This is a genomic window from Clostridium thermarum, assembly GCF_006351925.1.
Lineage (GTDB): Bacteria > Bacillota > Clostridia > Clostridiales > Clostridiaceae > Clostridium_AU > Clostridium_AU thermarum.
This window is the reverse complement of the sequence record NZ_CP040924.1, coordinates 2,401,451-2,427,302: the sequence shown is the minus strand read 5'-3', so window position 1 is coordinate 2,427,302 and position 25,852 is coordinate 2,401,451. Positions and strand designations below refer to the sequence as shown.

The following is a 25,852-nucleotide window of genomic DNA, read 5'->3' as shown; positions in this document are numbered from 1 at the left end:
AAAATAGAATATAATAAAAATATAAATCATAGTAAGTTACTCGGAAATACAGTGAAGAAGGAGAGTAACATAAAAAGGCTTTACAGAGAGGGAATAATTTGCTGAGATATTCCTAATGCTGATTTATGCGAAGTGCCCTTCGGAGTAGTGTACCGAATTAAGTAGGGACCACCGGGTTCGCCCGTTATAGTGATAGAGTATATCAGAAGCTTTTATGTTACTTAGAGCTTGTACTCGAACTGAGGGAGATTCTTATCTAATTAGGGTGGAACCGCGGAGTATACACTTCGTCTCTAGCATTGAGGCGAAGTTTTTTATTGACGGTGAATATACCCTGTGGGGGCATAAATTGGAGATATAGTACATAGCTATATAACTTATAAATTGCTATAATCTGAATTCTATTCGGGGGTGAGGATATGTTTAAAAATATACGATACGATATAAAAAATATTATGAATAATGATCCAGCTGCAAGAAGTGCTTTGGAAGTGCTGCTGCTGTATCCTTCCATACATGTGATGATATTTTATAGAACAGCACATGGTCTTTACAAGAGAAAATTATTTTTCCTGGCGAGGCTGATCTCTCAACTGGCGAGATTTCTTACCGGTATAGAAATTCACCCCGGTGCAAAAATAGGCAAAGGACTTTTCATCGATCATGGCATGGGGGTTGTTATCGGTGAAACTACAGAAATAGGAGATAACGTAACCATATATCATGGAGTAACTTTAGGTGGAACTGGAAAAGATAAGGGCAAAAGACACCCCACCGTCGGTGATAATGTAATAATCGGCGCCGGTGCAAAAGTATTGGGACCCATAAAAATAGGAAACTCAGCAAAGATTGGGGCTAACACCGTAGTTTTAACTGATGTACCTGCAAATGCTACAGCTGTAGGGAGTCCCGCAAGGATACTTCTTAAAAGACCGGCTAGTATTATTGAGATAAAAGACTACCAAGGCAAGAAAAGAATAATATTTAATGAGATGGTTATATAAAAAAAGTTGGCATTGCCAACTTTTTAGTCTTTTTGAGGGAAAAGTCTATGTAATAGTTTGATTGTTAAATATATAATAAAGGTTACTGCAAAAATACCTGCCATACCAAATACCATTAACTCAAGTGACTTTTTAAAAAGTTCCATATTCATGTGAATCACCCCTTGTAAGTTTTCTGTGTGATAGGACTACAGCAGTGCAGGCACCAAGGCAAGTATTAAACCGCCGGCGATAACGGAAGCTATTTGTCCTGCAACGTTTGCACCAACGGCAAACATAAGTATGAAATTCTGGTTATCTTCCTTTTGAGCCATCTTTTGAATAACTCTAGAGGACATAGGAAAGGCAGAAATTCCGGCGGCACCTATCATTGGATTTATTTTTTCTCTTCTAAACAAGTTTAAGAATTTTGCAAATAAAACTCCGCCGATAGTATCAAATACAAAGGCTGCAAGTCCCAAAGCTATAACTGTAATAGTATCCCAAGTTACAAAGTTCTTAGCCTTCATGGTGGAGGCTATAGATATTCCCAGCAATATGGTAACTATGTTAACAAGCTCATTTTGAGCGGTTTGTGATAATCTATCCAATACACCACATTCTCTCAGGAGATTACCAAACATTAAGAAACCGATTAATGATACAGAATCCGGAGCAACAAGACCGGCAATAACCGTTATAATTATTGGAAATAAAATTTTTGTAGTTTTAGATACATTGGAAGACTTATACTTCATTCGTATTTGCCTTTCTTTCCTGGTAGTTACTAACTTAATGGCAAAGGGTTGAATGATAGGAACTAAGGCCATGTATGAATAGGCAGCTACCGTTATTGCTCCTAGGTATTTTGAAGCGAATCTGGTTGCTACAAATATTGAGGTTGGTCCATCTGCAGCACCGATAATCCCTATGGAGGCAGCATCTTTTAAATTGTAGCCAAAAAGGGAGGCTAGAGCTATAGTGAAGAAGATACCAAATTGAGCGGCAGCTCCAAATAAAAGCATAAAGGGGTTTTGCAGCAAAGGACCAAAATCAATCATGGCTCCGATACCAATAAATATTAGTAAGGGAAAGATTTCGCCGTAGGCAATTCCATTGTTAAAGAGTATGTCCAGTATACCATGTTCTCCAATGGCACCGGAAAAGGGTATGTTAACAAGGATTGCACCAAAGCCCATAGGAAGCAGCAAAGCGGGTTCAAAGTCTTTTGCTATTGCAAGATAGATCAGAACACTGCCAATAATAATCATTACTGCTTGCTGCCATGTTATGGCATGGATGCCTTTAAGTAAAATATCCATTATTATTCCTCCTTTGTATGTGATTTTTAACCACATATCTTTTGAATATATATATATATTTTAATAATAAAGACCATTAGCAGGCCAATGCCCTGCCAAAGGTCTCACTTTTTAAGAATATACCAGGCATTATTGCTGACTGTTGATATTATTCCCGAAAAAATCGGTAGTTACTCCCCTTTATTAAGCTCCTTATATATTCTATAATAATAAAAAATATATGTCAAAATTTTGTTGAAAAGGTGAAACGAATGCACAAGAAAAAAATAAATGCTATACTGGACATCCTAAGTAAGGAATATGCCGGGGCAAAATGTGCCCTCAACTTTAGAAGCCCCTATGAATTATTGGTTGCAACCATTTTGTCTGCACAGTGTACAGACGAAAGAGTAAATATGGTTACGGAGAAATTATTTAAAGTTTATAATACACCGGAGAAGATGGCGGAGCTTACGGAAGAACAATTGGGTGAAAAAATAAAAAGCTGTGGTTTTTATAATAATAAAAGTAAAAATATTATTGCAGCCACTAGAGAAATATTGACAAAGCATGGTGGAGAGGTGCCGAGAAATTTTGATGACTTAGTGGCACTGCCGGGAGTAGGTAGGAAGACAGCTAATGTTGTCATGTCAAATGCCTTTGGAGTACCTGCCATAGCTGTGGACACACACGTATTTAGGGTTTCAAACAGACTTGGTCTTGCAAAGGGGAAAACCCCTGATGAAGTAGAACAGGGGCTTATGAAAAATATTCCCCGGGAAATGTGGAGTGATGCCCATCATTATATAATCTGGCATGGAAGAAAAGTATGCAATGCAAGAAAGCCAAAATGTGAAGAATGCAGTTTAGCGCCATATTGCGAATTTTATAGTAAGACAAACAAATAAGTAGTAAACCATTGTAATTAGAATGATGTTGTCATATCATATAGATAAATGACTTAAAGCTTAATTATATAATTCGGTGAGGTGCTTTATGATGAAGGGAATATCAGCCTCATGGGGATACTCCATAGGTTATGTTTTATTAAAGGAAGAGCAAGCAGTAAATGTTCAGGATAACTGCAATATAAATTTAGGTCAAGAGTTGGAAAGGCTGAAAAGGGCAGTAGAAGTGTCAAAAAAGCAGCTTGAAGAACTCAGAGAGAAGGTGGCTAAAGAAATAGGTGAAAGTCAGGCACAGGTGTTTGACAGTCATCTGACTCTCTTGGAAGACCCAGAATTTGTAGGTGCTGCAGAAAAAGAAATAATAATTTCATGTAAAAGGGCAGAAAATGCCATAAATGATATTATGAATACTTACATTGACATTATGACTGGAATTGAGGATCAATATTTGAAAGAAAGATCCGTAGACATAAAGGATATAGGTAACAGAATTATAATGAATCTAACAGGAAATTTCAACAATCCGTTGACCCATATTAGGGAAAACACTGTGATTGTTGCTCATGATCTTACTCCTTCAGACACAGCTCAGCTTGATAAAAATAACGTAGCAGCTTTTATAACAGATATAGGTGGTCTAACTTCTCATACCGCAATTATGGCCAGGGCTCTAGAAATACCGGCGGTGGTAGGGCTTCAAGATATCACTTCAAGGGTTAAAAACGGTGACATGGTAATTGTTGATGGCATTACCGGTGAGGTAATAATAAATCCAGAGGAGCCTGTAATCCAGGAGTATAGGGCAAAGCAGGCGGAGTTTGAAGCAGGCAAGAGCAAATTAAGGGAGCTCATAGGCAGGAAGATTATTACTAAAGAGGGTAAGTATATTGAAATTTCTGCTAACATCGGATCTCTGGCGGAACTGGAAAAGGTACTCGAATATGGTGCTGACGGCATTGGACTTTTTAGGACGGAATTTTTATATATGGATAGAAATACAATGCCGGATGAAGAAGAACAGTTTGAAGTATATAAGAAGCTGGTCTTAAAGATGGAGCAAAAGCCTGTCATCATAAGAACCTTAGATATCGGAGGAGACAAGGGACTGCCTTATTTAAGTACACCCATTGAGATGAATCCTTTTTTGGGCTATAGAGCTATAAGACTGTGTTTGGATAGAAAGGATATGTTTAAGACTCAACTGAGAGCTATATTAAGGGCTTCTTATTATGGAAACCTAAAAGTTATGTTCCCTATGATTTCTACCCTTGAAGAGTTTATTGAAGCGAAGAACCTTTTACTGGAATGTATGATGGACCTAAAACAAGAAGGTTACAACTACAATGAGAATATTGAAACAGGCATGATGGTTGAAGTTCCTTCTGCAGCGGTGCTGGCGGATGAATTTGCAAAGCTTGTAGACTTTTTTAGTATTGGTACAAATGACCTGATACAGTATACTCTAGCGGTAGATAGGACAAACGAAAAAATATCCCATCTGTATAATACTATGGATCCGGCTGTATTGAGACTAATAAAAATGACTATAGAAGCTGCTCATAAGTCTGGAAAGTGGTGTGGAATGTGTGGTGAGATGGCCGCAGATGAGAGTGCAATACCACTGCTGCTTTCTTATGGTTTGGATGAGTTTTCTATGAATCCAGTATCTATTTTAAGAACAAAGCAAATTATTTTAGACCATATGGAATCAAAGAACACCTAAGCTAAAGTATTCACTTTTTTATATAATGAGCTTATACTGAAATGTGTATTAAATTTTTATATGGAGGTCAAAAATGAAAGTCGGAGTTATTATGGGTGGGATTTCTTCGGAAAGAGACATTTCACTTAATACAGGAAAAGAAATAGTAAATAATTTAGACAAGGAAAGATACCAGGTTCAGTCGATTATAATTGATAAAAAGACTGATATTTTTGATAAGGTTAAGGATTTGGATTTTGCCCTGCTGGCCCTTCATGGTAAGTTTGGTGAAGACGGTACAGTACAGTCAGTTTTGCAGACCTTGGATATTCCGTATTCAGGCTGCAATGCCTTAAGCAGTGCCCTTTGTATGGATAAGGATATGACAAAGAAGGTTCTGATAGCCAACGGAATTAATACTGCGGATTGGGTTATGGTAAAGAAGGGCGAAGAGATAGATGTGAATGCCGTAGAGACTATTGGCTATCCATTGGTAGTAAAGCCCAATAGTGGCGGGTCATCAGTGGCTACGGGAATTGTAAGAAATAGAGAGGAATTAGTAAATCTTATTGATGAGGCTTTGAAGTATGATAATGAGGTAATGGTGGAAAAATATATAAAAGGTGATGAAATTACCTGCTGCATATTAGATGGAAAAATGCTTCCCGTTATTGCCATAAGGCCCAAAAGCTCCTTCTTTGATTTTACATCAAAATACTCTGATGGTGGAGCTGAGGAAGTAATAGTTGAACTTCAGCCGGAGCTCCATAATAAAGTTGAGGCCATGGCGTTAAGCTGTTGGAGAAGCTTAAAATGCAGTGTTTATGCAAGAGTTGATATGCTAATTCAAGATGGAGAACCATATGTACTGGAAATCAACACACTTCCCGGAATGACTAAGAACAGTCTCTTCCCCAAAAGTGCTGCTGCAGTAGGCATGAGTTTTAGTGATCTGCTGGATAACATAATACAATTATCTATAAAAGAAAGACAAAAATAAAATATGCAATTGGGCCTAAGCCCTAAAGAGAAGCGGTGAAAGTATATGAACATGGAAGAGCTAAAAATGGTAGAGTGGAACTCTCAAACCTATAAGACCTTTATAGACCTGCTAAAGTCACAATCTGATGAGGAGTACGCCAAGTTTAATCAAAAAGTAATACCTAATTTAGGCTTTAGTTATTATGTACGTATGCCAATACTGCGAAAAATGGCAAAGCATCTGGAGAAAAATAAACACTTGGAGGACTTTTATAATTATGTTTCCAGTGGTCAATCCTACGAAGAAAAATTATTGCAAAGTATTCTTTTTAGTAAGATAGAGTTTAAAAGTCCCTCTGACATGTTCAATAGCATAGATTACTATATGTTAAAAATTAACAACTGGGCCTTATGTGATAGTTTTGCTACAAATATAAAGACCCTGGTAGAAAAGAACAAAGAGATTTTTTTTCAAATGCTGCCAAGATATTTGGAGACCGAGAATCCTTGGGCGGTAAGATTTGCTCTGGTAGTACTAAATAATTATTTTACGGAAGAGCAATATTTGGAGAGTATTTTCGAAAATATCAAATCCATAAATAACTGTCAGGACTACTATGTCAATATGGCAGTTGCCTGGTTGGTGAGCAGCTGTTACTTGGTAGATAAGAATAAAACAAAAGATTTTATTTCCAAAGGATATTTGAATGATTGGTGTATTAACAAGTCTATTCAAAAGATAGTGGAATCCCTAAGGGTAACTGCGGTAGAGAAGGAAGAAATAAAAAAACTTAGAAGAAAAAAGAACTAGAAGAAAATAGGAGCAGTATACTCCTATTTTTTTATTTATGGTAATAAAGAAGGGGGAAATTACGGATAATATACTATAGCCAATAACTAAATAGAATTTTAAAAGGAGGCGTCAACATGAAAAATAAAAAGCAATTATTCATTTTTCCTATTATGCTGTTTATAATTATTGTGACAGCCTTCGGCTATATCTATTATTATGTCTCTAAATGGGATGATAAGGTATATCCAAATACTTTTATTGGAGATACCAACATTTCAGGTCTAACTATCGCTGAAGCAAAATCAGCGTTAATCAATTATAATAAGAAACTATGCTCCCGAAACATCCATGTTATTTACGACCAAAAGGAATATAATTTGACCTATGATGACCTCCAGGTAGAAATGGAGCTGGATAATACAATAAATACTGCTTTTAAATATGGCAAAGATAATAATATGTTAGGGAAGCTATCTACTTTGAGGGCTCAAAAAGAAAATAGATATGAAGTGGTTTTAAAGTATAATGCAGATAATATAAAGCAATTTGTTGAAAAGGTGAAGCAGGACATAAATCGTCCACCGGTTAATGCCTCAATAAGTAAAATAAATAGAGGAAAGCCCTCCATAGTGAAGGAAGTTATTGGTAAGAAGGTAGATGAGAACAAGCTATATAATGACATAGTCAACAGTATAAGCTATGATTCGCCGGATAGTTTAACCATTAACATAACTGTTGGTAATGAAAAGCCCACAATAACAGAAGCGGAAATAAGCGCCATAGATTCTTTAGTATCCACTTTTACTACTCACTATTCAACTGCATCCGTTGGAAGAGCAGAAAACATTGCTATTGCAGCAGCGAAACTGAATGGCAAATTACTGATGTCCGGCGAAGAGTTTAGCTTTAACAAAGAAACCGGTGCTAGAACTTTAGAAAATGGATTTAAGGGGGCACCAGTTATCATTAAAGGAAAATTAGTTGATGGTGTGGCAGGAGGGGTATGTCAGGTATCTACTACCTTATATAACTCAATAATAAAGTTGGGAATAAAACCCTTGGAAAGAAGGAATCATTCCCTGGCACCGGCTTATATTGGTCTGGGATATGACGCTACAGTTGCGGAATATATTGATTTTAAATTTAAGAATACCTTAAAGTATCCTTTATATATAGAAAGTAAAGCAGGTAATGGCAGTATTACCTTTAACATATATTCAAACTCATCTGTAACTGAGATAAAATATAAACTTCAAAATGAAATAGTTGAGGTTATTGAACCTGAGATAATATATAAACAAGTAGACACATTACCAAAAGGAACTATAGAAAAAGTACAGGATCCGATAGCAGGATATAAGGTTAAGGTTTATCTTGTTGCCTACAAAAATGGTAAAGAAATAAAAAGAGAACTTCTCTCTAGGGATAACTATAAAAAGGTAGACGGAATATATAATGTCGGTGCCTAAGGTGGCTGTGAAAAATGTAGATATTTCTTAAGCTGAAAACTCATAGAGAGCCATCATTGATAAGAAAATTGAGCTTAAAATGTCTTTTTTTCTAGTCCGTCGTTAAATTTAAGCACGATGGATATTTTAAATCGTATATAAATGTAGTATAATTATTTTGCGGGTAGAGAGGAGATACTAAATGAAGAAAAAGAAGAAAAAGACAAAAAGGAATTTTGTTATTATGCTGTCAGTATTCGCGGTACTCGCATTGAGCGGCGGTGCCGCCTATACAGGATATGTATATAAAATCAATAGTTCCTGGGATAATTTTATCTATCCTGGGGTTAAGATTATGGGAATTGAGGTTGGTGGCAAAACCAAAACTGAGGCAATAGCCCTATTGAAGGAAAGATATGGAGATGTTATTGTAAAAAAGAAAATTGATATCAAATATTTAGACAAGACCTACTCAATAGGCTATGATGAATTAAATGCCCGTTATAATATAGAAGAGATTGTTGAGGAAGTCTTTAGCTATGGTAAAGATTTATCAATTTTTCAAAAAAATAATACAATTAAAAATGGTATTAACAAAGAGTACGAGCTTTCCTTTACATATGATGATACAGCCGTAGGAAATTTGATTGCTGCCATGGAGAAGGATATTAACAAGGATCCGGTTGATGGTTCATTAGAAATGGTCTCAAGAGGTAAATTCAAAGTTACTCCTGACATTAAAGGGTACATGCTTCTATCAGACAAGCTTAAGGAGGACATAATAAACAGTATAAATGGAGATTTAGGAAATGATATTACTATAGAAGCACCTGTGGAAACACTTACCGCACATAAGACAGAAGAAAAGCTTTCTACAGTTGATACATTAATAGCTTCATATAGCACTGACTATAAGACCTCTACCTGGGCCAGGTCCACTAATATTGAACTGGCAACAAAGTCAATAGACAAGCTCCTCTTAATGCCAGGGGATAGCTTTAGTTTTAATGAAACTGTAGGTGAAAGAACTAAGGCAAGAGGATATCAGGAGGCTGGCGTAATTATAGGGAATAAAATAGAGTCAGGCTTAGGCGGAGGTATATGTCAGGTATCTTCAACCTTATATAATGCTGTTTTAAGAGCAAACATAAATTCTACGGAAAGATATCATCATACTCTTACTTCATCATATGTTGCTTATGGTTTAGATGCAACGGTAGATTGGGGAAACTTGGATTATAAGTTTACTAATACTCTGGAATACCCAATCTATATTGAAGGTTACGTTCAAAACAAGGCAGTTCATTTTAATATTTATTCTAACAAGAGCCTAACCTCAAGACAGTATGATGTAGTGAATCAAGTTTACAAAACCGTAGAGACTACTACAAAAACAATTGAAGATCCCAATATGCCTGAGGGTAAAAAAGAAATAGTTCAACAGGCTCAAACCGGTATTAAGGTTAGAGTTTACAGAAATACTTATGAAAATGGAAAGCTTATAAAGCAGGATTTGATTTCAGATGATTACTATAGGCCGGTAGAAGGTATTGTTAAGGTGGGAACTAAAAAGGTTGAAACAGCAGTAAAGCCTGAGACTACAAATAATCAGGCGGCTACTTCATCACAAAATACAGCTCCTGTAACCACAAAACCAGAAAGTTCAGAACCTGAATCTAATCCTTCCGAGGCATCAGAACAAGAAGCAACAATTCCGGAAAATACAAATCCTGAAGAATCAAATATCTAGTATAAAACAGGCAGTAACTGCCTGTTTTTTTACAAACTCAGGATGGTATATGAAATATTTATGTATTAGGAAAAACTATAAAAAAATTTACAAGTGGATTAAAATTCAAAAAATGTGAAAAAACTATAAAGATAAGTGTTACTTATGTTATAATGTTGATACCCGTCTTAATATATAAGAACTATCAAAGGAGAGAGTTATATGAAGGAAACATCAGAAACCATACAGGGGATATTGTCTAACATAGAGCAGGTAATAGTGGGTAAAAGAGAATCTATAGTAAATATTTTAAAAGCCATAATTGCCGGAGGCCATATCTTGATAGAAGATGTACCCGGTGTTGGAAAGACAACTTTAGTTAAGGCCCTTGCAAAATCTATAAATTTATCCTACAGCAGAATCCAATTCACACCTGACTTGCTGCCTTCAGATATTACAGGAATATCAATATTTAATCAAAAAGAAATGCAGTTCGAGTTTAGAAAAGGACCAATTTTTGCAAATATTGTTTTAGCAGATGAAATAAACAGGACCTCACCTAAAACCCAATCAGCGCTGTTGGAGGTAATGGAGGAGAACCAGGTATCTGAAAGCGTTCATACATATAAGTTAGATCAGCCATTTTTTGTACTTGCCACTCAAAATCCTATAGAGTATGAAGGTACTTTTACCCTTCCAGAGGCTCAATTAGACCGATTCATGATGAAGGTATCCATAGGGTATCCGGATAAAGTTTCAGAGGCAAAGATCTTGTCTATATATAGAAATAGGAAACCAATAGAAGAGCTACAACCTGCCGCCAATTCAGAGGATATTTTAATGCTTCAGAATATTTGCAGGGATGTTATGGTGGCAGAAGCCATAAATAACTATATTGTTAACATTGCTGACTTCACCAGAAATTCAGCCTTCTTGAACTTGGGCATGAGCACAAGAGCTGCCTTGGCTCTATTGAGAGTTGCTCAGGCTACAGCTGTGATAGAAGGCAGGAATTATGTTATTCCGGAGGATGTTAAAAATAATGCTGTTTTAGTGCTGGCACACAGATTGACTCCTTCAGCGGAGGCAAGAGCAAAGAATCTTACCAGTGAAAAAATTATTAGCGATATTTTAAAATACGTTCCTGTACCAAGGGTGAACTAAAATGTTCAAGATTAAAATTAAGTTTGTTATATTGTCCATCCTATTTTTTATTTTAGCTTATATTGAAGGTGGCCCTCTCTTCTACAGAATATTTTATACCTTTGCCGCAGTGACTCTATTGGCACTATGCGTTATTATTTTCAACAGAAGATATCTTAACATAGACATATTCTTTGAGAAAAATATATACAGTTCAGGTCAGGCTGGGAAATTTGATGTAGTATTAAATAACAGAGGAATTCTTCCCATTTCTTATCTTATTGTAGTTAATTCCGCACTAAAAGAGATGAGCTCAAGATATAATGGAGACGCCGTGAATATTGGAAGCTTCAGCACAAAGAAACTCAGATATGAGGTTCACTTTAGAAATAGAGGAGTTTATGATTTTGGCAATACAGAAGCTAGGTTCAAAGACACTGCAGCAATTATTGAGAGCCGAAAAAACTATAGTACAAAGGCATTGGTTCATGTTTATCCTAGAATCGTTCCAGTGAATTCAAGTATTTTTCAGGGGTTAAATCTCTTTAATAATTATAGGATAAGTTCCTCCGGTATTGATGATCCCTATACAATACGGGACAATAGGAAATACCGTGAAGGAGACAGTCTTAAACGAATAAATTGGAAAGTTAGCGCTAAGTATAATGATCTATATGTGAGAAACCATGAAATAGTGGTTGGGGAAGAATTTAACATATTTCTTGATATGCATGTTAGCAACTATAGATATGACAGCACAGGTGTTTCAGAAGAACAATTAATAGATACTTGTATCTCTATAGTCCACTACTTAGCGAAGATGCAAATAGTATCCAAGCTTTTCATTAATTCTGCCAATCCAAGAAAATTTGACATAAAGGAGAAAAGAGATTTTGAACAACTAATGGATTATTTTCTCGTAAATAAAAGTGATAGCGTTGTACCATTTGTACAGTTTTTAAGGATATATAAGGCCAATGATCCCTCGATGAACAATATAGCCTTTATAACCTCGAGAGTGGATAAGAGCTTGCTGGAATTTGCTATGAGGCTGGAGGAGAAGAAAAAGAATTTAATTATTTTCTTCAATCAGGTAGAAGATATAGATGGTGTAAACATTGTAAAATTAAGAAAGTTAGGAGTAAAGGTTATAGATGTGTCGGAAATAATTAAGTACAATCAGCAGCTGTAACTTTACTTTGACAGGGTGTGATTAAATGGAATGGTTTAAAGAGAAAAAAACAGGTATTCTGCTGCATTATATAAATATAATGTTTTTATTTGTTGTTGCTGACGTTTGCTATGAAATCGAAAATTTCAATTATCTGTACGTTACCCTTCTGTATTTGGGGCTAATGGTTATTTACTGGGTTTATAACGGCCTGCTCCACAGAAAGTGGCAAAGGATAGTTGTTTTCTTACTAGCAATAATATGTGCCCTTATACTGGCATATTTTTATAAAGATAAAATTGCAGAATTTATCAATGATGATATCATAGCTAATATAGATGATATCAATAATCAACTTCTAAATGCCGAAGCTACTTATTTTTATCAGTTCAAACCGGTAATAACAGTAATTCTGCCCATTGTAGTATTCATACTCTTTTTCTTTTATTACAACAATATGACAGAAGGAGTACTTCTGCTTACCGTGGCTGTAATGATATTCTTTTGGTATCTTGAGTATTTTGATGAGATAAAAATGCTCATCATACCCTTTATAATTATTGCTATAGTTACCTATATGGTAAATAACTATAAAAAGGTGTTATTAGAATTACAAAAGAAGGGCATATATTCATCTATCAATGGAACAAGAGTAATCATTAATGTAATTGTATTTGCTTTAATAGCAGGTATTGTAGTATTGCCATTGCCTCAAGATATAAAAGGGAAAGATGAACTTTCTATTTTTCAGATATTAGAAAATGAGTATGGTAAAGCTCAGAGCAGAGGCAGTGAAGCAGCTAAATCTGGTATTTTTGGCCTGCAATATACTGGTTACAACAATACTGAGAATAGGCTTGGAGGACCTATAAGGCTGGATAATCAAGTTGCATTTAGGGTGGTAAGTGATAAAGCTCTTTATCTTAAGGGAGATGTAAGGGATGAGTATACGGGATATTCATGGGAGAAAACTACTGACGAACTTACGGAATTACAGAAGGGGATTAATCCTGCCATAGATGAAGCAAGGAACAACGATATAGGAAATATAATTTATCCAGAAAATAAATTGAAGGAAATAAAAATTTTTCCTGAGAAATTAAGAAGTTCTTCCTTTATGGTTCCCATCTATACCAACAGGATTAAAGATTACGAAGGTGAAATATTTATTAATGAAGAAAATTCAACATTTGTAACGGGCTCATATATTAGTAAACCTTACACCATAGAGTATTATGATGTGGAATATAAAATTGAAATGCTGGATTATTATACTGTGTACTATGGGTACAATGACAAATACAGTAGATACTTACAACTTCCAGAGGGAATAACAACCAGAACTGTTGAACTTGTATATGATCTTGTTAAAGATTGTAATAACAATCAAGAAAAGGTGGAAAAATTAAGAGACTATCTATCAAACAATTATAGTTACACTTTAGATGCTTCAGTACTTCCTGAGGGAAGAGATTTTGTTGATTATTTTCTTTTTGAGGATCCAAAGGGATATTGTGTTTATTTTGCAACAGCACTGACAGTAATGTATAGAATAGCCGGAATACCGGCACGGTACGTGGAAGGCTACAAAATGAGTGAAACTTCTAAGACTGGCAATGTATATGCAGTAACCAATGATACTGCCCACGCTTGGGTTGAATACCTTGTGTCTGATGATTTGTGGGCAATAAGCGACTGTTCACCTACGGCGTTGGAGAATAACATAATCATTGAAGAGGAAAAAAAGCAAGAGGAAAGTACTACAAATCCTTTACCGAATGTCAACCCCGATAGGCCCAACAATGCTGAGGAAATTGAAGAGGCGGATGATGATAAAGAGGAAAGTGATGAGGATAAAGGCCTTGATATAGTATATAACAGAAGCTTATTGTATGTTGAGCTTACAGCACTTGCAGTATTAATAATGAGTTCATATTTTGTAGTGACTGCAAGGAAGAGGAAAAAAATGTTGAAGAGTGAAAGTGTAATTCCCCTATATAACTATATAATTAAAAGGTTAAAAAGATATAACATAACAAAACGCATTGATGAGACAGAAAAAGAATTTGCTGCTCATAGTGAGATGGAACTTAAAGATATACTTAAGCCACTTACTAAAAAAGTTTACGAAGAATATTATGGAGGTATTAAGGACGATAAAATTGAAAAGCGAAAAATATACTGCGATTTCGAGAAATATCTGAGAAAAAAGGATGGTATACTTACTTACTATCTTAAAAAGTTGTTTTAGTAATAGCAGTGCCGCAGCTTCTTCATTACCGGCCATTTCACCGCAATCACGAATTCTATAAGTTTGCCGAGAAAGTATGCAAGCTTACAGAAGAAGAACTGCATGTAAGAGGAGCAAAGGATGAAGTTGGTTATTTAGCTATATATATTGAAAAACTAAAAGTGGAGCTTGACAAAAAAATAATAATACCTTGACATAAAAAATAAATGGTTTATAATAATAAATGCAGGTACTTTCCTAATGGCTTTTTAATTAAGTTCTGGTGAGTACCTTAAGGTATGCGGATATGGCGGAATTGGCAGACGCACTAGATTCAGGTTCTAGCGGGAAACCGTGCAGGTTCGACTCCTGTTATCCGCACCAATAAAAAATACCGACATTTTTAGAAAAACTAAAAATGTCGGTATTTTTTATTTTATATTTAAATTATTAAATATTGAATATATAATTAACTTTAAGTGTAGGTGATATTATGTTAATAAAAAATTGTCAAGTTATCTTCTTAGACAGAGTTGAGAAGGCTGATGTTTGGGTAAAGGACGGCCTTATATGCAAAATAGGAAAGGACCTTAAAGTTGAGGACAGTATTTATGATGGAGAAGATCTGTTTCTCTCACCCGGATTTATTGATACACATATACATGGGGCCGGGGGTTTTGATACAATGGATGGTTCCTACGATGCTTTAAATTCCATTTCAAAAGCAGTGGCTGTCCACGGTACTACAGCCTTTTTAGCCACCACTATGACTTGCAGTTTTGATGATATCAAGAAAGCTCTAAGTTCTGTGAAAGAAGCGGTAGAAAGAGGGACAGAGGGGGCTTTGGTTTTAGGAGCGCATTTGGAAGGACCATTTATAAGTCCTAAAATGATTGGAGCACAAAATCCAAAGTTCATCGCTGAATCTTCTATAGAGAACTTTATGGATTTTGCAGGAGAATACTTAGAATATATTAAAGAAGTCACCATTGCTCCTGAAATTAATGGATCAGAAATGCTCATAAAATTTTTGAATGAAAAGGGTATCGTGTCTTCAATTGGTCATTCTGATGCAACTTATGGTGAAGCAATGAAGGGGATTGATTGGGGAATTTCTCATTCTACCCATCTTTTTAATGCAATGAAATTACTTCACCATAGGGAGGGTGGTGTGGTAGGCGCCATATTTGACAGCGACATAACTACTGAAATTATATGTGATGGAATCCATGTGGATTTTCCTGTAGTAAGAATAGCACTTAAGCAAAAATCTACGGATAAAGTTTTACTGGTGACAGACGCTATGATGGCATGCTGCATGAAGGCTGGTACTTACTCTTTAGGGGGACAGAAGGTCCTTGTAGACGGAAGCTCTGCTAGACTTGAGAGTGGAGCCTTAGCTGGATCTGTACTAACTCAGGATGCAGCAGTTAGAAATGTGGTAAAATATACATCCTACCCACTTCATGAAATTATAAAAATGGTTACTTACAATGCTGCAAGACATTGCAATGTTCAACACAAGAAGGGAAGTATAAAGGAAGGCTTTGATGCTGATCTTGTGCTTTTCGATAAAGATATCAATATAAAGAAGGTTTTTATTTCTGGGAGAGAAGTTGTTTTGTAAGAAAAATATTCCATTTATTTTCTATGTTCAAAGTATACATTTCCATGTTAGAATAGAAATAAAAAAGAACTATTTGAGAAATTAAACGTACTAATTTATGTAGTATATTTGTTTCACATTCTAAATAGAAAGTGGTTGCTAACATGAGAAAAAGAGTTAAAAAACCTTTTAGATTCATTACTTCAATATTTTTATTTGCCATTATTCTTTTTTCTATCGGTAAGTTTATAGTCAATCTGGTTTCACCTGAAAAAGCAGCAGAGGAGAAAAGTGTCATTAAGGAAACCCTATCTAATAATCTGATGGTAGGAAAATCTATTGAGATCAAAGAAAACGGTAATATTTCTAAGGAAGAGAACTCTCATTTCAAAAAATATGTTATTGAATTAATGAATAGAGAGGATTACATTGATGATGATCAAAATGAAAGTTACATTTATATATTTTTAAAAGACCCCAACAGCCATAAGCTAGACCAAGGAAGCTTTCAAGAACAGGATGAGGATATATTTCTTGCTGAGGTTGAAGGTAAAGACGCATTGGTAGTGAAAAAGAACTTCGAGAATAACAATTTTGTATTTTTAAATGAACTAACCAGCTCTTTGATAGTATTGGTAAGCAAGGAAAAGGAGCCTTTTAAAAATTCTGCGGTTATAGACCCTGGACATGGAGGCGTAGACCCTGGTACAGAGGCCTATGACAAAAGCTTTGTGGAAAAGGATATTAACTTAAAAATATCTAAGGAAATGCGGCAGGAGCTTATATTTAATGGAATTGAGGTGTCACTTTCAAGAGATGATGATACTTTAAATAAGCTCTCGGATGTAGTAGATTATACTAAAAGCAAGGATCCGGATGTCTTTGTGTCAATTCATATTAATTCCTATGACGAAAGCAGTAAGTATAACGGTTTAAGCGCCTATTATTCTAAGGAAAATGCAGTATCCACAGAAAGTATGGCCTTGGCAAAAGCTATTCAAAAACATATCATAAGTACAGATGGTTGGAATGACAGACAAGTCAAAGAAGAGGCCTTCTATGTGATTAAACATAATCCAATGCCGGCGGTGTTGGTAGAGTGTGGATTTGCATCAAATCCGGAAGACGTGGCCAGACTTAATAATAATGAAGTCCTTAATAATTTGGCCAAAAACATTTCTAAAGGAATAATTGAATTCCTAAGCCGAAAAAGCAACCCATAGAAAATTCAATAATGGGAATGAATAAACTAGGTGGCGCTTTACTAATTTATTTATATAAGTTAATATTATATGTAGGCATAATATTTGTTTTAATTTGAATTATAACGTAGAAATTTGATAAGGGGGTGCAATGGGTGAACTTAAATATTGTTTTGTTTCAGCCGGAGATACCACAAAATACCGGTAATATAGGCAGAACCTGCGTTTTGACAGATTCTACTTTACATCTGATAAAGCCCTTAGGTTTTAGTATAGATGACAGGCAAGTAAAACGTTCAGGCCTTGATTATTGGCCGTACTTAAAGCTAGAGATACATGAATCATATGAAGAACTCCGAGCAAAGTATAAGGATGCTACCTTCTACTTTGCAACAACGAAGGGGAAAAAGTACTATAATGAGGTAAACTTTAAACAAGGTGACTTTATTGTTTTTGGAAGAGAATCATCAGGATTACCTGACTATATTAGAAATGATAATGCAGAAAATTTAATTAAGCTTCCAATGCTTCAAACCAGTACCAGATCATTAAACTTGTCTAATTCTGTTGCTATTATAGCTTATGAGGCTTTGAGGCAAATGGATTTTCCAAATATGAAATAAAGGTGGGGAAGTTTTGAACACTATAATAATTACAGATTCTACTTGTGATCTTACATTAGAATATGTGCAAGAAAATGCCGATATGCTTGACATAATAGGAATGCCCGTTAACATTGAGGGCTATGAGTATTTTGACGACTTTGGGAAAACCTTGTCTCATGATGAATTTTATTCAAAATTAAGATTAGGTATAATGCCTTCTACGGCTCAGATTAATACATTTAGATTTTCAGAAATATTCAAAAAGCATTATCAAAAAGGAAAGTCAATAATTTATATAGGGTTTACTTCTGGTATGAGCGGAACATTTAACAATGCGGTTATGGCTGCTGAGGAACTGATAAAGGAACATCCTGACGCAGATATTACCGTAATAGATACTCTTTCAGCTTCTATTGGCCAAGGTGTATTGGTAGTAGAGGCTGTTGATATGCTTAGAAATGGCAAAAGCAAGGAAGAAATTGTCAGATGGGTTGAAGACAACAAGCTAAAAAGTAATCACTGGTTTGCGGTAGACGATTTGAACTTTTTAAAAAAGGGGGGGAGAATATCAGCAGCAACTGCAGTTGTAGGAACAGCTTTAAACATAAAACCTATTTTGACAGTGGACAATAGTGGGAAACTTGTAAGCTATACGAACGTTAGAGGAAGAAAGAAATCAATCAGATTTCTTGCAGAAAAGTTTCATGAACACATTAGAAACTGTAGTGTCACAACTGTCATCATAGGTCATGGTGATTGTTTAGAAGATGCGTATATGCTGAAGGAGTATATTCTGGAAGAATGCATGCCCAAAAAACTTATTGTGTCACAGCTATCCGCTACAATTGCTTCTCATGTTGGACCCAATATGATAGCTGTAGCTTTTGTTGGAGACGATAGAGAAGTAAAATAATTACGGAATAGTTTATTTTTTATTAAGTATTTAAAGCCTTAGGCTGTAATTATAGCAAACAAGCTGTAATTACAGCCTAAATTAATGCTTACCTTTATTGATTATTCAGGATAGAAATATAGAACTAGGATAACATAAAAAATATTAAAAAAAATTTTGTAAAACTATTTAAAAATTATCATAAGTAATTTATAATAAAGATGTGGGACATAAAAAGTGATACTGGGACATTTAGTGACCAAAGGGGTGTTATCTTTTGGATGAGATTTTAAAATTACAGCAAAAGATTGTGCCTGAACTTATTGAGTTACTGGAAAAAAGGTATAATATTTTAAGGACAATATATTATAATCAGCCGGTAGGACGTAGGATTCTGGCCAATAGTGTTAACTTAGGGGAAAGAATAGTAAGAACTGAGATAAATTTTTTAAAATCTGTCAACTTAATAGAGGTCAGTGCCCCAGGGATGATTGTTACAGCTGAAGGAGAGAATATCATTGATAAACTGAAAGGCTTCATTCATGAAATAAAAGGTTTGTCTGATATAGAAGACGTAATAGCAGAAAAGCTTAATGTTAAAAAGGTAATTATCGTTCCGGGTAATATGGATGAAGACAGAACTGTTGTAAAGGAATTAGGCAGAGCTGCGGCCAACTATATTAAGGGTGTTATCAAAAGTGGTGACATTATAGCTCTTACCGGTGGCAGCACTATTAAAGAAGTAATAGACAATGTACCCAAAATGCACAATATTTATAATGCACTGGTAGTACCTGCCCGAGGAGGTATGGGAAAACAAGTGGAAATTCAAGCTAATACTCTTGCTGCCAATCTTGCAAATAAGATAGGCGGAAGTTATAAGCTGTTACATATTCCGGATAACATAAGTGATAGGGCTCTGGATACTATGTTAAACGAAAGGGACATAAAGGATATTATTGAAAATATTAAAAATTCTAATGTACTGATTTATGGTATTGGCAGAGCAGATGAAATGGCTAAAAGAAGAGGCGTAACTCCAGAAATGATAGATAAGTTAACAGCTATTGGAACTGTTGGAGAAGCTTTTGGATGTTATTTTAACAAAGATGGTGAAGTGGTATATTCTACACCAACTGTAGGTATAAACAGTTCTGATATTAGGAGAATTAACTATCCTGTTGCCGTAGCCGGTGGAAGCAGTAAAGCAGAGGCAATATTGGCCACTGAAAAAGGCAATAAGTCAGGGGTGCTTATTACAGATGAGGGTGCTGCTAAGGAAATATTAAGATTAATAAAAGAATATGAAAATTCACATACTAACAATTAGAGCCCACAATAATTAATATGTTTAAAATATATTTTTATAAATATATATTTTATATTTAAGGAGGTACTTTAAATGGTTAAAGTAGGTATTAATGGTTTTGGTAGAATAGGACGTCTTGCTTTCAGAGCGGCCTTAGAAAACGCAGAAGTTGATGTAAAGGGTATTAACGACCCATTCATCGATTTGGATTACATGGTTTATATGTTAACTTATGATTCAGTTCATGGAAAGTTCCAAGGAACAGTTAGTGTAGACCATGAAACTAATTCCTTAATCGTTAATGGAAAAGCAATAAAGGTATTCGCAGAAAAAGATCCTTCAAACATAAACTGGGCTTCAGCAGAAGCAGAATACATTCTTGAATGTACAGGTGTATTCACTACAGTAGAAAAGGCTTCAGCACACTTCAAAGGTGGCGCTAAGAAGGTTGTTATATCAGCTCCTTCAGCAGATGCTCCAATGTTCGTTATGGGTGTTAACCACGACAAGTATACAAAGGACATGACAGTTATTTCAAACGCTTCATGTACTACAAACTGTCTTGCACCTTTAGCAAAGGTTATACATGAAAAGTTCGGAATAGTTGAAGGTTTAATGACAACTGTTCACTCAACTACAGCTACTCAAAAGACTGTTGACGGTCCTTCAAACAAAGACTGGAGAGGCGGAAGAGCTGCTGCTGCTAACATAATTCCTTCCTCAACAGGAGCTGCTAAGGCTGTTGGTAAGGTTATACCTGATTTAAACGGAAAATTAACTGGTATGGCCTTCAGAGTACCAACAATAGATGTATCTGTTGTTGACTTAACTTGCAGACTTGAAAAGGCTGCTACTTATGAAGAAATAAAGGCTGCTGTTAAGGCTGCTTCAGAAAATGAATTAGCTGGAATACTTGGATACACTGAAGATGCAGTTGTTTCAACTGACTTCATCCATGACAAGAGAACTTCTATATTCGACGCTGATGCAGGTATTGCATTAAATCCAAACTTTGTTAAGTTAGTTGCTTGGTATGACAACGAATGGGGTTATTCCAACAAGTTGGTAGACTTAACAGTTCATGCTGCTAAGGTGGACGCACAATAATCTATAACAACTAAACATCAAGTAGATAAAGGTCTGGTTTTGTAGTGATGATGTATTGGCCTCAGTTTCTGGGGCCGGTGCATCTGACAGGTGGCTATGAGGCCAGGCTTTTTTAACAAAATGAAGGGGTGGATAGAATGAGTTTTAATAAAAAGACTATTGAAGACATTCAGGTTAAAGGTAAAAGAGTTCTTGTAAGATGCGACTTTAATGTTCCTCTGAAAGATGGCGTTATAACAGATGAAAATAGATTGGTTGGTGCTGTACCAACAATTAAATACTTAATGGAAAACGGTGCAAAGGTTATACTATGCTCACACCTTGGAAAGGCTAAGGGCCCAGACCCAAGCTTAACTCTTGCACCAGTTGCTAAGAGACTTTCTGAATTACTTAACAAAGAAGTAGTTTTTGCTGCAGATGACGTTGTTGTTGGTGAAAATGCAAAGGCTGCTGTAGCTGCTATGGCTGAGGGAGATGTTGTTCTTCTTGAAAATACAAGATTCAGAAAAGAAGAAGGAAAGAACGAAGACAGCTTTTCAAAGGATCTGGCTTCCATAGCTGATATATATGTTAATGATGCTTTCGGTACTGCACACAGGGCTCACTGCTCAACTGTGGGAGTAACTAAGTTCGTTGATACAGCTGTATGCGGATACTTAATACAAAAGGAATTAAAGTTCTTAGGAGAAGCAGTTAATAACCCCGTCAGACCATTTGTTGCTATCCTTGGTGGAGCTAAAGTATCAGACAAAATCAACGTTATAAACAATTTACTTGAAAAAGTAGACACAATTATAATCGGTGGCGGAATGGCTTATACTTTCTTAAAGGCTCAGGGCTACTCCATTGGAAACTCCTTATTAGAAGCTGACAGATTGGATTATGCTTTAGACATGGTTAAGAAGGCTGAAGAAAAGGGCGTTAAGTTCTTACTTCCAGTAGATAACAGAGTAGCAGATAAGTTTGATGCCAATGCTGAAGCAGTTATAACTGAGGACCAAAACGTTCCAGATGGTTACCTTGCTCTAGATATCGGACCTAAGTCAGAAAAGCTGTTTGCTGATGCCGTAAAGGGTGCTAAGACAGTAATTTGGAACGGACCAATGGGCGTTGCAGAGTTCAAAAACTTCGCTGCAGGTACTGTTGCTGTTGCACAGGCTATGGCTGATTCCGATGCAACAACTGTAATCGGCGGTGGAGACAGCGCTGCTGCAGTTAACAACCTTGGATTTGGTGACAAGATGACTCACATTTCCACTGGTGGTGGAGCATCACTAGAATTCTTAGAAGGTAAGGAATTACCGGGAATTGCTGCTTTAAACGATAAGTAATATAGTATTAATTTAACACGGAAGAAGCGGAGGATACTGAGACTATGGTAGAGAGTAATATTTATAATTCTTTGCCAGGGAAGTGTACTCCGTAATTCTCCGTGTTATATGCTATTAAGGCTATGTTATGAAAGTTTATTCCTAAAGACATAGGCCATATTGGCGAATTTTATTGTAGGAGGAATTTATAAATGAGAACACCAATAATCGCAGGAAACTGGAAAATGCATTATACTGTTGAAGAAGCAGTTAAAACTGTTGAGACTTTAAAGCCACTAGTAAAAGATGCAAAATGTGAAGTGGTAATATGCCCAACATTTGTATGCTTAGATGCTGTGAAGAAGGCAGTTGAAGGAACAAATATAAAAGTTGGAGCTCAAAATGTGCACTTTGAAGAAAAGGGAGCTTTCACAGGAGAAGTTGCTCCAGGTATGCTAGAAGCTATGAATATCGATTATGTTATAATCGGCCACAGTGAAAGAAGACAATACTTTAATGAAACAGATGAAACTGTTAATAAGAAGCTGAAGGCTTGTTTCGCTCATAACTTAGTTCCAATTCTTTGTGTTGGAGAATCATTAGAAGAAAGAGAAGCAAACATCACTGAAGAAGTTATTGGAAGACAAGTTAAACTTGACCTTGCCGGATTAACTGCAGACCAAGTTAAGGCTCTTGTTATAGCTTATGAGCCAATCTGGGCTATAGGAACTGGTAAGACTGCTACTTCTGAGCAGGCTAATGAAACAATAGCTTTCATAAGAAACTGTGTAAAGAACCTTTACGGTCAGGAAGTTTCTGATGCAATAAGAATCCAATACGGCGGCTCCGTTAAGCCGTCCACTATAAAGGAGCAAATGTCAATGTCAGACATAGACGGAGCACTTGTAGGTGGCGCTAGTCTAGTGGCAGCAGACTTCGCAGCTATCGTAAACTTTTAAGAAATAAACACGGAATTTTACAGAAGACACTGAGGACACTAAAGGACTTATATTTTGAATGAATATCAAATTTACACATACAATGATTTGCTTTATGGTATGAATTGATTCTAAGTTAAAAATATAAATAGACTCTTCCGTGCCTTTCGTGTTCTCCGCTTTCTCAGTGTTAATATATTTTGATATGGGGGTTAAGTATGACTAAGAGACCTGTAATGTTGATGATTTTAGATGGCTTTGGAATTAGTGACAAGGAAGATGGTAACGCAATTAGTGCAGCTCATAAACCTAATTTAGACAAGCTATTTGCAAAATATCCTCATGTTCAGTTAGGGGCTAGTGGGTTTGATGTAGGACTGCCTAAGGGACAGATGGGAAACTCAGAAGTTGGACATTTAAATATTGGTGCCGGAAGAATAATATATCAAGAACTCACTAGGATTTCAAAGGCGATTGAAGATGGTGATTTTTATAATAATGAAGTTTTAAATGATGCTGTTAATAAGGCTATTGAAAACAATGGGGATCTCCATCTTATGGGACTTGTTTCTGATGGAGGAGTACATTCACATATAGATCATTTAAAGGCATTATTTAAATTGGCTAAGGATAAAGGACTTTCAAGAGTATACCTGCATGCCTTCATGGATGGAAGAGACACACCACCATCCTCAGGTAAGGATTTTATCATTGATGTTGAAAATTATCTGAAGGAACTTGGCAATGGAAAGATAGCTACAGTTTCCGGAAGATATTATGCAATGGATAGAGACAACAGATGGGAAAGAGTGCAGCTTGCTTATGATGCAATGGTAAACGGTAAGGGTGAAACTGCTGCCAATGCTGAAGAAGCAATGCAAAGATCCTATGATGATAATAAAACCGATGAGTTTGTTCTGCCAACAGTCATACTTGAAGATGGTAAGCCTGTGGCAACCATTAAGAATGGAGACTCAATAATATTCTTTAACTTCAGACCGGATAGAGCTAGAGAGATAACAAGAGCAATCAATGACAGGAATTTTGAGGGCTTCCAAAGAGAGACACTAAACTTAACTTTTGTTTGTATGACTCAGTATGATAAGACTATTGAAAATGTACAGGTTGCTTTCAAGCCACAATCCTATTCCAATACTCTTGGTGAGTATGTAAGCAAATTAGGTAGGAAGCAGTTAAGAATTGCTGAAACAGAAAAGTACGCTCACGTAACTTTCTTCTTTAATGGGGGAGTTGAAGCTCCAAATCCTAATGAAGACAGAGCGTTAATAAACTCTCCTAAGGTTGCAACTTATGACTTGAAACCTGAAATGAGCGCTTATGAAGTTACTGATGAAGTAATTAGAAGATTAGATACAGATGAATATGACATGATAATACTAAACTACGCAAATCCTGACATGGTAGGTCATACAGGAGTATTTGAAGCCGCTAAGGCTGCTATAGAAGCAGTAGATGTATGCGTAGGAAGAGTGGTAGACAAGATACTTGAAAAGAATGGAACTATATTTATCACTGCAGACCACGGAAATGCAGAGCAGATGATAGATTACTCTACAGGAGAACCTATGACTGCACATACTACTGGTCCGGTACCATTCCTTTATGTTGCTGAAGATGCAAAGGAAATGAGAGAGGGTGGAGTACTGGCAGATATAGCACCTACTATGCTCCAAGTAATGGGTCTCGAAATTCCAGCAGAAATGACAGGAAAATCACTTATAAAATAATTAAAAATTAATAACTATGGAGAATTCAGCTCGAAGAGCTGAATTTCTTTTAATTTATATAAATAAAGGCTATTTCTCAGCTAGCTGAGAAATAGCCTTTATTTTTACTCATTATTCATTGCTAAGCTAGTTCAACTCTATAACCTGCCTTTTCCAGGTCTTCTTTGACGTATTCTGCTACTGAATCATCAACTCTCAGTATGATCTCTTTTATAGTCAGCTTGGTCTTAGGATTACGTACAAGCAAGTTTTGAATATTTGCGTTATGTCTGGCAAATACTTGGCTGATCTTAGCCAGCTGACCCGGTATATCATATAAGTAAATTGAGAGCTTTTTGCCGTTGTTAAGCCCAATAATATCGGTTAACTCATCAAAGATAGATTTATGAGTGATAATGCCCATAAAATTGCCTTTCTCGTCATTAATAGCTACAAAAACCACATCTTTCTCTCTGAGGGTATGAACTATGAATTCAAAGCTGTGATTTGCGGTCAAGACAGGAATTTCTTCAATCAGTGCCTCTACCTTTGTTTCATTTAGTTTATTTTCAGTATCCTTATCTGTTAAGAACATTTCTAAAATTTTATCTTTAAAAATAATTCCAACACATTTGTTGCCATTTACAACTGGGATGGATTTTATATCAGAGCTACGCATCTTTTCTAGAGCTGTAGCTAAGCTATCATCGCTTGAGACTGTGGATAGTTTTTTTCTTTCAGTTATTAATGTTTGAATCTTCATAAAA

The 25,852-nt window shown here is 35.8% G+C and carries 23 protein-coding genes, 1 tRNA gene and 1 other annotated feature; of the genes, 21 read left to right on the top strand and 3 right to left on the bottom strand.

Annotated features, from left to right (window positions below; genetic code table 11):
* The first annotated feature begins 42 nt into the window (after nt 1–42).
* Nucleotides 43–298, top strand: a binding site (T-box leader).
* A gap of 121 nt (nt 299–419) precedes the next feature.
* Nucleotides 420–1,004 carry a serine O-acetyltransferase EpsC gene (gene epsC, locus FHY60_RS10915; RefSeq protein ID WP_139905017.1) on the top strand — a complete coding sequence of 195 codons (585 nt, stop codon included), beginning with the start codon at nt 420–422 and terminating at the stop codon, nt 1,002–1,004.
* A 23-nt stretch (nt 1,005–1,027) separates the two neighbouring features.
* Here the strand turns inward: epsC and FHY60_RS18500 are convergent, their stop codons facing one another.
* Nucleotides 1,028–1,150 (bottom strand): OadG-related small transporter subunit, encoded by a 123-nt coding sequence (locus FHY60_RS18500; protein WP_279230469.1) that lies wholly within the window; start codon nt 1,148–1,150, stop codon nt 1,028–1,030.
* Nucleotides 1,151–1,192: 42 nt separating this feature from the next.
* A complete protein-coding gene (locus tag FHY60_RS10910; RefSeq protein ID WP_139905015.1) occupies nt 1,193–2,305 on the bottom strand; it encodes a sodium ion-translocating decarboxylase subunit beta in 1,113 nt (370 codons plus the stop codon).
* A 251-nt stretch (nt 2,306–2,556) separates the two neighbouring features.
* On the opposite strand from FHY60_RS10910, the gene nth reads away from it, so the two are divergent.
* The 20 genes from nth to gpmI all read left to right on the top strand — a co-directional run bounded on the left by nth (nt 2,557) and on the right by gpmI (nt 25,106).
* Complete coding sequence (nth, locus tag FHY60_RS10905; protein ID WP_139905013.1) at nt 2,557–3,192, top strand: endonuclease III; 636 nt, start codon at nt 2,557–2,559, stop codon at nt 3,190–3,192.
* 88 nt (nt 3,193–3,280) lie between these two features.
* Nucleotides 3,281–4,915, top strand: coding sequence for a phosphoenolpyruvate--protein phosphotransferase (gene ptsP, locus FHY60_RS10900; RefSeq protein WP_139905011.1), 1,635 nt, complete (start codon nt 3,281–3,283; stop codon nt 4,913–4,915).
* A 73-nt stretch (nt 4,916–4,988) separates the two neighbouring features.
* Nucleotides 4,989–5,894: a D-alanine--D-alanine ligase gene (locus FHY60_RS10895; RefSeq protein WP_139905009.1), complete on the top strand. Its 906-nt coding sequence runs from the start codon at nt 4,989–4,991 to the stop codon at nt 5,892–5,894.
* A 51-nt stretch (nt 5,895–5,945) separates the two neighbouring features.
* Nucleotides 5,946–6,686, top strand: a complete 741-nt coding sequence (locus tag FHY60_RS10890; RefSeq protein ID WP_180375395.1) for a DNA alkylation repair protein — start codon at nt 5,946–5,948, stop codon at nt 6,684–6,686.
* A 116-nt stretch (nt 6,687–6,802) separates the two neighbouring features.
* Complete coding sequence (locus FHY60_RS10885; RefSeq protein WP_139905006.1) at nt 6,803–8,137, top strand: VanW family protein; 1,335 nt, start codon at nt 6,803–6,805, stop codon at nt 8,135–8,137.
* A 181-nt stretch (nt 8,138–8,318) separates the two neighbouring features.
* Nucleotides 8,319–9,866 (top strand): VanW family protein, encoded by a 1,548-nt coding sequence (locus tag FHY60_RS10880; protein WP_139905004.1) that lies wholly within the window; start codon nt 8,319–8,321, stop codon nt 9,864–9,866.
* Between the two features lie 201 nt (nt 9,867–10,067).
* The gene (locus FHY60_RS10875) at nt 10,068–11,009 is read left to right on the top strand and encodes an AAA family ATPase (protein ID WP_139905002.1); all 942 of its coding nucleotides are present in this window, start codon (nt 10,068–10,070) and stop codon (nt 11,007–11,009) included.
* Nucleotide 11,010: 1 nt separating this feature from the next.
* Nucleotides 11,011–12,180: a DUF58 domain-containing protein gene (locus tag FHY60_RS10870; RefSeq protein WP_139905000.1), complete on the top strand. Its 1,170-nt coding sequence runs from the start codon at nt 11,011–11,013 to the stop codon at nt 12,178–12,180.
* A 25-nt stretch (nt 12,181–12,205) separates the two neighbouring features.
* On the top strand, nt 12,206–14,410 hold the full coding sequence (locus tag FHY60_RS10865) for a transglutaminase domain-containing protein (protein WP_139904998.1): 2,205 nt from the start codon (nt 12,206–12,208) through the stop codon (nt 14,408–14,410).
* 8 nt (nt 14,411–14,418) lie between these two features.
* The gene (locus FHY60_RS18720; RefSeq protein WP_163215750.1) at nt 14,419–14,604 is read left to right on the top strand and encodes a PRD domain-containing protein; all 186 of its coding nucleotides are present in this window, start codon (nt 14,419–14,421) and stop codon (nt 14,602–14,604) included.
* Nucleotides 14,605–14,690: 86 nt separating this feature from the next.
* Nucleotides 14,691–14,773: transfer RNA gene (locus tag FHY60_RS10855), tRNA-Leu, on the top strand.
* Nucleotides 14,774–14,882: 109 nt separating this feature from the next.
* Complete coding sequence (nagA, locus tag FHY60_RS10850; RefSeq protein ID WP_139904996.1) at nt 14,883–16,016, top strand: N-acetylglucosamine-6-phosphate deacetylase; 1,134 nt, start codon at nt 14,883–14,885, stop codon at nt 16,014–16,016.
* Nucleotides 16,017–16,159: 143 nt separating this feature from the next.
* On the top strand, nt 16,160–17,218 hold the full coding sequence (locus FHY60_RS10845; protein WP_139904994.1) for an N-acetylmuramoyl-L-alanine amidase family protein: 1,059 nt from the start codon (nt 16,160–16,162) through the stop codon (nt 17,216–17,218).
* Nucleotides 17,219–17,352: 134 nt separating this feature from the next.
* A complete protein-coding gene (locus FHY60_RS10840) occupies nt 17,353–17,820 on the top strand; it encodes a tRNA (cytidine(34)-2'-O)-methyltransferase (RefSeq protein ID WP_139904992.1) in 468 nt (155 codons plus the stop codon).
* A gap of 13 nt (nt 17,821–17,833) precedes the next feature.
* Nucleotides 17,834–18,715 carry a DegV family protein gene (locus FHY60_RS10835; protein ID WP_139904990.1) on the top strand — a complete coding sequence of 294 codons (882 nt, stop codon included), beginning with the start codon at nt 17,834–17,836 and terminating at the stop codon, nt 18,713–18,715.
* A gap of 256 nt (nt 18,716–18,971) precedes the next feature.
* Nucleotides 18,972–20,024 (top strand): sugar-binding transcriptional regulator, encoded by a 1,053-nt coding sequence (locus FHY60_RS10830; protein WP_139904988.1) that lies wholly within the window; start codon nt 18,972–18,974, stop codon nt 20,022–20,024.
* A 72-nt stretch (nt 20,025–20,096) separates the two neighbouring features.
* Nucleotides 20,097–21,110, top strand: a complete 1,014-nt coding sequence (gene gap, locus FHY60_RS10825; RefSeq protein WP_139904986.1) for a type I glyceraldehyde-3-phosphate dehydrogenase — start codon at nt 20,097–20,099, stop codon at nt 21,108–21,110.
* Between the two features lie 137 nt (nt 21,111–21,247).
* Nucleotides 21,248–22,441: a phosphoglycerate kinase gene (locus FHY60_RS10820; protein ID WP_139904985.1), complete on the top strand. Its 1,194-nt coding sequence runs from the start codon at nt 21,248–21,250 to the stop codon at nt 22,439–22,441.
* 191 nt (nt 22,442–22,632) lie between these two features.
* Nucleotides 22,633–23,379 carry a triose-phosphate isomerase gene (gene tpiA / locus FHY60_RS10815; RefSeq protein ID WP_139904983.1) on the top strand — a complete coding sequence of 249 codons (747 nt, stop codon included), beginning with the start codon at nt 22,633–22,635 and terminating at the stop codon, nt 23,377–23,379.
* A 197-nt stretch (nt 23,380–23,576) separates the two neighbouring features.
* The gene (gene gpmI / locus FHY60_RS10810) at nt 23,577–25,106 is read left to right on the top strand and encodes a 2,3-bisphosphoglycerate-independent phosphoglycerate mutase (RefSeq protein WP_139904981.1); all 1,530 of its coding nucleotides are present in this window, start codon (nt 23,577–23,579) and stop codon (nt 25,104–25,106) included.
* A 121-nt stretch (nt 25,107–25,227) separates the two neighbouring features.
* Here gpmI and FHY60_RS10805 read toward each other — a convergent pair whose 3' ends face one another.
* Nucleotides 25,228–25,848: a CBS domain-containing protein gene (locus FHY60_RS10805; RefSeq protein ID WP_139904980.1), complete on the bottom strand. Its 621-nt coding sequence runs from the start codon at nt 25,846–25,848 to the stop codon at nt 25,228–25,230.
* Between the last annotated feature and the right edge of the window lie 4 nt (nt 25,849–25,852).

Bases quoted from the DNA above. Each gene is read 5' to 3' on its own strand.
- FHY60_RS10870 (WP_139905000.1), top strand. From the start codon at position 11,011: ATGTTCAAGATTAAAATTAAGTTTGTTATATTGTCCATCCTATTTTTT.
- FHY60_RS10895 (WP_139905009.1), top strand. From the start codon at position 4,989: ATGAAAGTCGGAGTTATTATGGGTGGGATTTCTTCGGAAAGAGACATT.
- FHY60_RS10805 (WP_139904980.1), bottom strand. From the start codon at position 25,848: ATGAAGATTCAAACATTAATAACTGAAAGAAAAAAACTATCCACAGTC.
- gpmI (WP_139904981.1), top strand. From the start codon at position 23,577: ATGACTAAGAGACCTGTAATGTTGATGATTTTAGATGGCTTTGGAATT.
- FHY60_RS10910 (WP_139905015.1), bottom strand. From the start codon at position 2,305: ATGGATATTTTACTTAAAGGCATCCATGCCATAACATGGCAGCAAGCA.
- nagA (WP_139904996.1), top strand. From the start codon at position 14,883: ATGTTAATAAAAAATTGTCAAGTTATCTTCTTAGACAGAGTTGAGAAG.
- nth (WP_139905013.1), top strand. From the start codon at position 2,557: ATGCACAAGAAAAAAATAAATGCTATACTGGACATCCTAAGTAAGGAA.
- FHY60_RS10890 (WP_180375395.1), top strand. From the start codon at position 5,946: ATGGAAGAGCTAAAAATGGTAGAGTGGAACTCTCAAACCTATAAGACC.
- FHY60_RS10865 (WP_139904998.1), top strand. From the start codon at position 12,206: ATGGAATGGTTTAAAGAGAAAAAAACAGGTATTCTGCTGCATTATATA.
- gap (WP_139904986.1), top strand. From the start codon at position 20,097: ATGGTTAAAGTAGGTATTAATGGTTTTGGTAGAATAGGACGTCTTGCT.
- FHY60_RS10820 (WP_139904985.1), top strand. From the start codon at position 21,248: ATGAGTTTTAATAAAAAGACTATTGAAGACATTCAGGTTAAAGGTAAA.
- FHY60_RS10880 (WP_139905004.1), top strand. From the start codon at position 8,319: ATGAAGAAAAAGAAGAAAAAGACAAAAAGGAATTTTGTTATTATGCTG.
- FHY60_RS18500 (WP_279230469.1), bottom strand. From the start codon at position 1,150: ATGGAACTTTTTAAAAAGTCACTTGAGTTAATGGTATTTGGTATGGCA.
- tpiA (WP_139904983.1), top strand. From the start codon at position 22,633: ATGAGAACACCAATAATCGCAGGAAACTGGAAAATGCATTATACTGTT.
- FHY60_RS10875 (WP_139905002.1), top strand. From the start codon at position 10,068: ATGAAGGAAACATCAGAAACCATACAGGGGATATTGTCTAACATAGAG.
- FHY60_RS10845 (WP_139904994.1), top strand. From the start codon at position 16,160: ATGAGAAAAAGAGTTAAAAAACCTTTTAGATTCATTACTTCAATATTT.
- epsC (WP_139905017.1), top strand. From the start codon at position 420: ATGTTTAAAAATATACGATACGATATAAAAAATATTATGAATAATGAT.
- ptsP (WP_139905011.1), top strand. From the start codon at position 3,281: ATGATGAAGGGAATATCAGCCTCATGGGGATACTCCATAGGTTATGTT.
- FHY60_RS10885 (WP_139905006.1), top strand. From the start codon at position 6,803: ATGAAAAATAAAAAGCAATTATTCATTTTTCCTATTATGCTGTTTATA.